General features: G+C 68.2%; 12 protein-coding genes. 10 read left to right on the plus strand and 2 right to left on the minus strand.

Going from position 1 to position 9031, the window contains the following annotated elements; genetic code table 11:
- Positions 1 to 130: 130 nt before the first annotated feature.
- From rpsH to map, 9 genes are all read left to right on the plus strand, one after another.
- Positions 131 to 538, plus strand: a complete 408-nt coding sequence (gene rpsH / locus JWQ91_RS06920; protein ID WP_297782128.1) for a 30S ribosomal protein S8 — start codon at positions 131 to 133, stop codon at positions 536 to 538.
- 14 nt (positions 539 to 552) lie between these two features.
- A complete protein-coding gene (gene rplF / locus JWQ91_RS06925; RefSeq protein WP_297782129.1) occupies positions 553 to 1095 on the plus strand; it encodes a 50S ribosomal protein L6 in 543 nt (180 codons plus the stop codon).
- Positions 1096 to 1098: 3 nt separating this feature from the next.
- Positions 1099 to 1482 (plus strand): 50S ribosomal protein L18, encoded by a 384-nt coding sequence (gene rplR, locus JWQ91_RS06930; RefSeq protein WP_297782130.1) that lies wholly within the window; start codon positions 1099 to 1101, stop codon positions 1480 to 1482.
- A 43-nt stretch (positions 1483 to 1525) separates the two neighbouring features.
- A complete protein-coding gene (gene rpsE / locus JWQ91_RS06935) occupies positions 1526 to 2143 on the plus strand; it encodes a 30S ribosomal protein S5 (protein WP_297782131.1) in 618 nt (205 codons plus the stop codon).
- Positions 2143 to 2325, plus strand: coding sequence for a 50S ribosomal protein L30 (rpmD, locus tag JWQ91_RS06940; RefSeq protein WP_297782132.1), 183 nt, complete (start codon positions 2143 to 2145; stop codon positions 2323 to 2325). The genes rpsE and rpmD overlap by 1 nt, the downstream gene beginning before the upstream one ends.
- A gap of 1 nt (position 2326) precedes the next feature.
- Positions 2327 to 2770 (plus strand): 50S ribosomal protein L15, encoded by a 444-nt coding sequence (gene rplO / locus JWQ91_RS06945; protein WP_297782133.1) that lies wholly within the window; start codon positions 2327 to 2329, stop codon positions 2768 to 2770.
- Positions 2771 to 2912: 142 nt separating this feature from the next.
- Positions 2913 to 4214: a preprotein translocase subunit SecY gene (secY, locus tag JWQ91_RS06950; RefSeq protein ID WP_297782134.1), complete on the plus strand. Its 1302-nt coding sequence runs from the start codon at positions 2913 to 2915 to the stop codon at positions 4212 to 4214.
- Complete coding sequence (locus JWQ91_RS06955; protein WP_297782135.1) at positions 4211 to 4777, plus strand: adenylate kinase; 567 nt, start codon at positions 4211 to 4213, stop codon at positions 4775 to 4777. The genes secY and JWQ91_RS06955 overlap by 4 nt, the downstream gene beginning before the upstream one ends.
- Before the next feature lie 7 nt (positions 4778 to 4784).
- Positions 4785 to 5594: a type I methionyl aminopeptidase gene (gene map, locus JWQ91_RS06960; protein WP_297782136.1), complete on the plus strand. Its 810-nt coding sequence runs from the start codon at positions 4785 to 4787 to the stop codon at positions 5592 to 5594.
- A 30-nt stretch (positions 5595 to 5624) separates the two neighbouring features.
- Here map and JWQ91_RS06965 read toward each other — a convergent pair whose 3' ends face one another.
- Together JWQ91_RS06965 and ddaH are read right to left on the minus strand one after the other, a co-directional pair.
- The gene (locus JWQ91_RS06965; RefSeq protein ID WP_297782137.1) at positions 5625 to 7436 is read right to left on the minus strand and encodes a CHAP domain-containing protein; all 1812 of its coding nucleotides are present in this window, start codon (positions 7434 to 7436) and stop codon (positions 5625 to 5627) included.
- 117 nt (positions 7437 to 7553) lie between these two features.
- On the minus strand, positions 7554 to 8423 hold the full coding sequence (ddaH, locus tag JWQ91_RS06970; RefSeq protein WP_297782138.1) for a dimethylargininase: 870 nt from the start codon (positions 8421 to 8423) through the stop codon (positions 7554 to 7556).
- Between the two features lie 154 nt (positions 8424 to 8577).
- On the opposite strand from ddaH, the gene JWQ91_RS06975 reads away from it, so the two are divergent.
- A partial coding sequence (locus JWQ91_RS06975; RefSeq protein WP_297782139.1) for an Lrp/AsnC family transcriptional regulator occupies positions 8578 to 9031 on the plus strand: 454 nt, incomplete at its 3' end.

A 9031-nucleotide genomic window follows, 5' to 3' on the forward strand; every position in this document is an offset into this window, starting at 1 on the left:
GGTATCACCAAGAGCTCCTGGTAGTCACTTACCTCTAACTACGTCGTAGGTCCCCTCCCACTCAGAGGTCGAGCTCGCTCGATTCGATCGAGGACGAGGACGAAACCGCGGCGAGAACGGAACACCAGCAATGACAATGACCGATCCGATCGCAGACATGCTCACGCGTGTCCGCAACGGCAATCAGGCGTACCACGACAGCGTGAGCATGCCCTACTCCAAGCTGAAGGCCGGCGTCGCCGAGATCCTCAAGCAGGAGGGCTACATCACCTCGATCGACGTCGCGGACCCCAAGGAGGGCGAGGTCGGCAAGACGCTGACGATCACCCTCAAGTACGGTCCGCACCGCGAGCGCTCCATCGCCGGCATCCGCCGCATCAGCAAGCCCGGACTGCGCGTCTACGCGAAGTCGACCGGCCTGCCCAAGGTGCTCGGTGGACTCGGCGTGGCGATCATCTCGACCAGCCAGGGTCTGCTCACGGACCGCCAGGCCAACCAGAAGGGCGTAGGCGGAGAAGTCCTCGCCTACGTCTGGTGAAGGGGGCCTGACACATGTCACGCATCGGCAAGATTCCCGTCTCGATCCCTTCGGGCGTCGAGGTCTCCATCGAGGGCCAGGACGTTCGCGTCAAGGGTCCCAAGGGCGAGCTCGCGCGCACCGTCGCCGAGCCCATCACGGTCCGCAAGGACGATGATGGCTCGCTGTCGGTCGAGCGTCCCAACGACGAGCGCAAGAGCAAGGCGCTCCACGGCCTCTCCCGCACCCTGATCAGCAACATGGTCATCGGTGTCACCGAGGGCTACGAGAAGAAGCTCGAGATCGTCGGCGTCGGTTACCGCGTCGCGCTCAAGGGCCCCACCGAGCTCGAGTTCGCGCTCGGCTTCAGCCACCCGGTCGTCGTCAAGGCGCCCGAGGGCATCACGTTCGCCGTCGAGAAGCCCACGGCGTTCTCGGTCATCGGCATCGACAAGCAGGCCGTCGGTGAGGTTGCCGCGAACATCCGCAAGATCCGCAAGCCTGAGCCCTACAAGGGCAAGGGTGTTCGTTACTCCGGCGAGCATGTCCGCCGCAAGGTCGGAAAGGCTGGTAAGTAGTCCATGGCTATCTCGATCAGGCACAACAAGAACACCAAGGGTCGTACCGCGTCGCGCCTGCGCCGCCAGATTCGTGGTCGCAAGAAGATCCAGGGCTCGGCCGAGCGTCCGCGCCTGGTGATCACGCGCTCCAGCAAGCACATGGTCGCGCAGATCGTCGACGACCTCGAGGGTCACACCCTCGTCTCCGCGTCGACGATGGAGGCGGACCTGCGTTCGTCCGGCGACGACAAGACGGCCAAGGCCAAGCGCGTCGGCGAGCTCGTCGCCGACCGGGCCAAGGCTGCCGGCGTCTCCACCGTCGTGTTCGACCGGGCGGGCAACAAGTACGCCGGTCGGGTCGCGGCTGTGGCCGACGGCGCTCGCGAGGGCGGACTGGAGTTCTGATGACCATCAACACCGAGTTTTTCTCAAACGTGAGGAGTGCCGCATGAGCGGGCAGCAGCGCCGCGGAGGCGGAGGCGGGCGCGGTCGTGGAAACGATCGTGGCGCCGAGAAGTCGCAGTACATCGAGAAGGTCGTCACGATCAACCGTGTCGCCAAGGTCGTCAAGGGTGGTCGTCGCTTCAGCTTCACCGCCCTGGTGATCGTCGGTGACGGCGACGGACAGGTCGGCATCGGCTACGGCAAGGCCAAGGAAGTTCCCACCGCGATCGCGAAGGGTGTCGAAGAGGCCAAGAAGTCCTTCTTCCGCGTTCCCCGCATCCAGGGCACCATCCCGCACCCGGTGCAGGGCGAGAAGGCGGCCGGCGTCGTCTTCCTGCGTCCGGCATCGCCCGGTACCGGCGTCATCGCCGGTGGCCCGGTGCGCGCCGTGCTCGAGGCCGCAGGCGTCCACGACGTCCTGTCGAAGTCGCTGGGCTCGTCCAACGCGATCAACATCGTCCACGCGACCGTGGCGGCCCTCAAGCTGCTCGAGTCTCCCGAGGACGTCGCCTCGCGTCGTGGCCTGACGGTCGAGCAGGTCGCCCCGGCGGCCCTGCTCCGTGCCGGCAAGGAAGGCATCGCCGAGGCGAAGGCCAAGGCCGAAGCTGGAGCAGGTGTCTGATGGCCAAGCTCCAGGTGACCCAGACCAAGTCCGGTATCGGACGCAAGCAGAACCAGCGCGACACCCTGCGCTCACTCGGTCTCAAGAAGATCGGTGACGTCGTCGTCGTAGAGGATCGTCCCGAGATCCGTGGCATGGCTGACGCCATCCCGCACCTCGTGGACGTCAAGGAGGTTGACTGACATGGCGCTCAAGCTGCACCACCTGCGCCCCGCCCCGGGAGCCAAGACTGCCAAGACCCGTGTGGGTCGCGGTGAGGGCTCGAAGGGCAAGACCGCCGGTCGTGGAACCAAGGGCACCAAGGCCCGCTACCAGGTTCCCGCCGGGTTCGAGGGTGGACAGGTTCCCATCCACATGCGCCTGCCGAAGCTGAAGGGATTCAAGAACCCGTTCCGCGAGGAGTACCAGGTCGTCAACCTCGATCGGATCGAGGAGCTCTACCCGGCCGGCGGTGAGATCGACGTCGCGTCGCTGGTCGCCAACGGCGCCGTCCGCAAGGGTCGCCCCGTCAAGGTGCTCGGCCAGGGCGAGATCACGGTCAAGGTCCAGGTCACGGCGAACAAGTTCTCCGCGTCCGCCAAGACCAAGATCGAGGCAGCCGGAGGCAGCGTCACCGTTCTCGGCTGACACTGCCCGGGGGCAGGGACTGTTGTCCCTGCCCCCGGCTGTTTCGCTCACTGTTAGAGTCTTGTCGCGGGCGCAAGCCCGCTTTTGTCCGTTCGATCCACGCCCATCCCTATATGCACAGTGGTGCACGAGGAGGCACGCGGTGCTCAGCGCCTTCGTCCACGCGTTCAGGACGCCCGACCTGCGGAAGAAGATCCTCTTCGTCCTGTTCGTCATCGTGCTGTTCCGCCTGGGCTCGACCATGCCGGCCCCCGGCATCAACGTCGGCAACGTGCAGGACTGCGTCGACATCGCGTCCGAGGACAGCGGTGGGATCTTCGCCCTCATCAACGTCTTCTCCGGCGGTGCGCTGCTGCAGCTCACGGTCTTCGCGCTGGGCATCATGCCCTACATCACCGCGAGCATCATCCTGCAGCTCCTGGTCGTCGTGATCCCTCGTCTGGAGGCCCTCAAGAAGGAGGGCCAGGCCGGGCAGACCAAGATCACGCAGTACACCCGCTACCTGACGCTGGGTCTCGCGATCCTCCAGGCGACGGGCATCGTGGCGCTGGCCCGCAGCGGCAACCTGTTCGGTGGCGCCTGCAACAAGCAGCTGCTCTACCGCCCCGACAGCATCCCCTCGTTCATGCTCATCGTGCTGACGATGGTCGCGGGCACCGCGGTCATCATGTGGCTCGGCGAGCTCATCACGGACCGTGGCGTCGGCAACGGCATGTCGATCCTGATCTTCACGCAGGTCGTCGCGACGTTCCCCGGCGCGATGTGGCAGATCCGCCAGGTCAACGGATGGACCACCTTCTCGCTCGTGATCCTCATCGGCCTGGTCATCGTCGCCGCCGTGATCTTCATCGAGCAGGCGCAGCGCCGCATCCCGGTGCAGTACGCCAAGCGCATGGTCGGCCGACGTATGTTCGGCGGCTCGTCGACGTACATCCCGCTCAAGGTCAACCAGGCCGGCATCATCCCGGTCATCTTCGCCTCGAGCCTGATGTACCTCCCGGCCCTGATGGCCCAGTTCAACTCCAGCGCCCCGTGGGCCGGATGGATCAACGACAACTTCGTGCGCGGCGACCACCCGCTCTACATGGCGACGTTCTTCATCCTGATCGTGTTCTTCGCGTACTTCTACGTGTCGATCACGTTCAACCCCGAGGAGGTTGCCGACAACATGAAGAAGTACGGTGGCTTCATCCCAGGGATCCGCGCCGGCCGCCCGACCCAGGTCTACCTGGGCTACGTGCTCAGCCGCATCACGGCTCCCGGTGCGTTGTACCTCGGTCTGATCGCGCTCATCCCGATGGTCGCGATCGCGCTGATCGGCGCGAGCCAGAACTTCCCGTTCGGCGGCACCACGATCCTGATCATCGTCGGCGTCGGTCTCGACACCGTCAAGCAGATCGAGAGCCAGCTCCAGCAGCGCAACTACGAAGGGTTCCTGAAGTGAGTCGTCTCCTCATCATGGGTCCGCCCGGTGCGGGCAAGGGAACGCAGGCCGTCGCCCTCGCGCAGCGCATCGGCGGGGCGCACATCTCCACGGGCGACATTTTCCGCGCCAACGTGCGTGACCAGACCGAGCTCGGCCGTGCAGCGCAGCGCTACATGGACGCCGGCGAGTACGTGCCCGACGAGGTCACCAACGCGATGGTCGAGGCCCGGCTGGCCGAGGAGGACGCGCGTGACGCGTTCATCCTCGACGGCTACCCGCGGACCGTCGACCAGGTCGACACCCTGGACCGGATCCTGCGGGGCCTCGGCACCAAGCTCGACCACGTGCTGGAGCTCGTCGTCGACCCGGAGGAGCTCATCCAGCGCCTCCTGAAGCGTGCCGAGACCAGCGGTCGGGCCGATGACACCGAGGACGTCATCCGGCACCGCCAGGAGGTCTACACCGCCGAGACGGCTCCGCTGCTCGAGGTCTACGGCAAGCGCGGCATCGTGCTCGAGGTCGACGGCATGGGCGAGGTCGACGAGGTCACGCAGCGGATCGACGACGTCCTCCCGGACTGAGGTCGCCATGTTCGAGCGCGGGATCGAGATCAAGACCTCGGCCCAGATCGCCTCGATGCGCGAGGCAGGCCTCGTCGTGGGGCGCACGCTCGAGCTGCTGCGGTCCACCGCGGCCGCCGGGATGACGACCGCCGAGCTCGACGCGATCGCCCACAAGCACATCCGCTCGCTGGGGGCGACGTCGAACTTCCTGGGCTACCACGGGGTCACCGGCGTCATCTGCACCGCGGTCAACGACGAGGTCGTCCACGGTAGCCCCGGTCCTCGCGTCCTGCAGGACGGCGACATCATCTCGATCGACTGCGGGGCGATCGTCGACGGCTGGCACGGCGATGCCGCGATCACGGTGGCGATCGGCGAGGTGCCCGACGAGGTCACCGAGCTCTTGCGGGTCACCGAGGAGTCGATGTGGCGGGGGATCGCCGCGGCCCGTCTGGGCGGCCGGGTCTCCGACATCAGCCATGCGATCGAGACGACGATCGAGGCGGCAGGGGACTACGGGATCGCCGAGGGCTACACCGGCCACGGGATCGGGTCGGCGATGCACCAGCCACCCAACGTCTACAACTACGGTCGGCCGCGCCGGGGGCCCAAGCTCGTCAGGGGGTTGGCGTTGGCGGTCGAGCCGATGGTGACGCTCGGGACCGCGCAGACGCGCACGCTCGCCGACGACTGGACCGTCGTGACGACCGACGGATCGTGGTCCGCGCACTTCGAGCACACGTTCACGCTGACCGACACCGGCGCGTGGGTCCTCACGGCGCTCGACGGGGGACAGGCCCGGCTGGCCGAGCTCGGCGTGCCGTTCGGCGGCTGACGCCGGCTGCCTCGCGTCAGGCCGTTCGCGTCACTTGATCCTGCTGGTCAGGGTCGTGGTGGCCGAGGTGATGGTGCTGGTCCCGGCATACGTCAGGGTGTACGTGCTCGTTCCGGCCGACTGGCCCTTGAGCGTGTAGCTGCCCCTGCCGGCCTTGATCGTGAACGTCTTGTGGCCGCCGCCGCGACGGGCCACGACGATCGAGGCGTCGGGACTGGCCAGGCCCGTGGCGGACAGGGACACCGCGAAGGTCACCTTGCCCTTCGCCGGGGTCGCCGTGACCTTCAGTGCGGCGGTGGCCTTGGCCGCGGCGGTCGCTGCCGACGTGACGGTCACGGGGTCGTATCCCGGTGCCGACCACGTGACCCGGCCCGAGAGCTTCTTGCCGAGGTCGGAGGCGATGATCGTGCGACTGGCAGCGGTCGCCTTGGCCTTGGCGACGCCGTCGCGGAGCCACTGGAACGTGGCGGTCGCGCCGGGGACCGGCGGTGTGCCGGGGTCGATCGACGGGGTCGAGCCGAGGCGGATCGCACCGACGATGGTCGGGCTGGGGGCGGAGAACGTGCCCGTGGCGACCTTCGCGCTCGGGGCGGACGTCGCCGAGGTCGTCGAGTATCCGACGCCGTGGGCCGCGACGCGGACCGACACCGTCTTGGCGTGGTCTGCGGCCACCGGGGTGTACGTCGACGACGTCGCTCCGGGGACGGTCGTGCCCGCGACGAGCCACTGGTAGTCGTACGACAGCCCGGACCCGGACCACGTGCCGGGATCGGCAGCGAGTCGTGCACCGACGGCGGGTGTCCCGGTGACCGCCGGAGGCGCTGTCGACCGGAGCTCGCCCGCGGAGATCGTGACGGCCGGCGAGGTGCTCGCTGCCGGGACGTAGCCCGTGCGGACGCCCGTCACGCTGACGTTGACGGCGCGCCCCGCGTCGGCCGGCCGGGGCACGAACGTCGTCGAGGTCGCCCCGGCGACGGGCGTGCCGGCGACCGACCACTGGTAGGAGAACGTCGTGGGCGTCGGGCTCCAGACGCCGGGCGAGGCGGTGAGCGGCTCGTCGACGCGGGCCGAGCCGCTGACCGACGGCGTCCCGGGCGCGACGGTGCCGGGCTGGACCTCGGACGCGGTCGAGGACGCGGTGCCGGAGTCCCAGCCGCTGCGGGAGGCCGTGACCTTGAGCGCCAGGTCCTTGCCCACCACGGCGGGCGTCGGTGTGTAGGACTTGGCGGTGGCCCCCGCGATGGCCTTGCCGTCAGCGGTCCACTGATAGACGTACTTGTTGCCCATCACGGTCCACTTGCCGACCGACGGGCTGAGCGCCTCGCCGACCGTGGGCGTGCCACCGAGCGTGGGTCGGGCGGTGTTCTTGAGGACCTGGTCGGAGAAGTGGATGAACCCGTCGGGCCAGCCCGAGCCGGACTTGGTGATCTTGCGCCAGTCGAACGCGCCGCTCCAGTTGGACTCCGACACCCAGACCTCGGTCGACGACACGACCTTCTCGACGTACGCGACGTGGCGGCCGGTCCTGCCCCACCACGCGACAGAGCCCACTGAGGGGCGGGAGTCGGTGACCGACGCCATCGCCGTGCCCCAGTCCTGGGCGTTGCCGACCCCGGCCTTGGGGCGCTTGTTGGGCATGCCGTTGGTCGTCACGAGCCGGTAGGCGACGTAGTTCGTGCAGTTCGTGCCGGTGTACATGTTCCAGTAGCTCGTGCCCTTGTGCGTCGAGTAGCCGGAGCTCGAGTAGCCCTTGTCGGTGCACGACGCGTAGCCCGTGCAGATCATCGTGTAGGCGGCGTGCGCGGGCGCGGTCGGCACCAGCAGGGCGGCGAAAAATAGCACGGCGAGTGCAAACCGGGAGCGCGACACGCCGACACTCTACGTGACGGATGGGGCTTGTGGGACTCGATCTCAGGACTTTCGTCCTCGACGGCGGTGCTGGAGCACCGTCGCCGGGTGCTAGCGGTGCATCTCCATCGTGCAGCACTTGACGCTGCCGCCGGACTTCATGAACTCACCGAGGTCGACCGGGACGGGGGTGTAGCCGCGGTCACGGACCGCAGCAGCGAGGCTCGTCGCGGCGGCCGGGAGCACGACGTGCTGACCGTCGCTGACCGCGTTGAGGCCCAGGACGCGGGCGTCCGCCTCGCTACAGAGGATCGCGTCGGGGAACAGGTCCCGCAGCGTGCGCTGGCTGTGCCGGCTGAAGGCGCCGGGGTAGTACGCGATGTCGGCGGGTGCGCTGCCGTTGCCGTCGTCGAGCACCGCGATCGCGACGTCGAGGTGGTAGAACCGCGGGTCGACGAGCTCGAGGGACACGACGGGGCGGTCCAGCACCGCGGCCGCCTCGATGTGAGCCTCCAGCGAGGTCCGGAAGCCCGTGCCGGCCAGGATCATCGACCCGAGCGCCAGGAAGTCGCCCTCGCCCTCGTTGGTGTGCACCGGTGCCGTGACGGCGATGCCCTCCTGCGCGAGCCAGGCGCCGTATGCCTCGCCTTCCGCGGCGCGCTCCGCGAAGCGGAACCTCGCGCCGTAGGCCCGACCGCCGACGACGATCCCCCCGTTGGCCGCGAACACCATGTCGGGCTGGCCCGCCATGGGGTCGATCAGGTCGACCCGGTGACCCAGGCTGAGGTACGTGTTGCGGAGCACCTCCCACTGCAGCCGTGCCCGCTCGGGGTCGACCGGGTTGCGGGGGTCCATCCACGGGTTGATCGCGTAGACGACCTCGAAGTGGCTCGGCTCGCACATCAGGTAGTGGCGGGTGCGGGCGCTGCGGACGACGGATGGGGCCGGCGTGGCGAGGGTGGGCGTGTCGAGAACGGTCAAGGAGTCCTCCGGGGTGAGGTCAGGCAGCGGCTCTGCGCAACGAATCAATGCTATGTGGGCGGTCAGACGCATGACGAATCAGAAACTGCGCAGTAGTCAGGCGAATTCTTGCGTAGCGCTCGATTGGGTGACGAATTCTTGCAACAATGGCCGGATGGATGATCTGGACCGCCAGCTGATCGGCTCCCTGCTCGAGGACGGCCGAGCCAGCTATGCCGCGATCGGCGACCGGATCGGGCTCTCCGCGCCCGCGGTCAAGCGCCGGATGGACCGCCTGGTCGGCGACGGGGTCATCAGCGGGTTCACCGCGGTCCTCGACCCGGGCCTGGTCGGCTGGAGCACCGAGGCGTACGTCGAGGTGCACTGCAAGGGCACGATCTCGCCCGACGAGCTCCGGGCGGCATTCGGTCGCGTGCCGGAGGTCCACTCGGCAGCCACGGTGTCCGGCCCGGCCGACGCGATCCTGCACATCGTGGCCCGCGACGTCCGCGACCTCGAGCGGGCGCTCGAGCGTGTGCGGGTCGAGACGGCCAACGTCGACCACACCGAGACCGCGATCGTCCTGTCCCGGCTGATCGAGCGCTACGGACCCGGCCAGATCGACTTCG

The sequence above is a fragment of the Aeromicrobium sp. genome (assembly GCF_025965075.1).
Taxonomy (GTDB): domain Bacteria; phylum Actinomycetota; class Actinomycetes; order Propionibacteriales; family Nocardioidaceae; genus Aeromicrobium.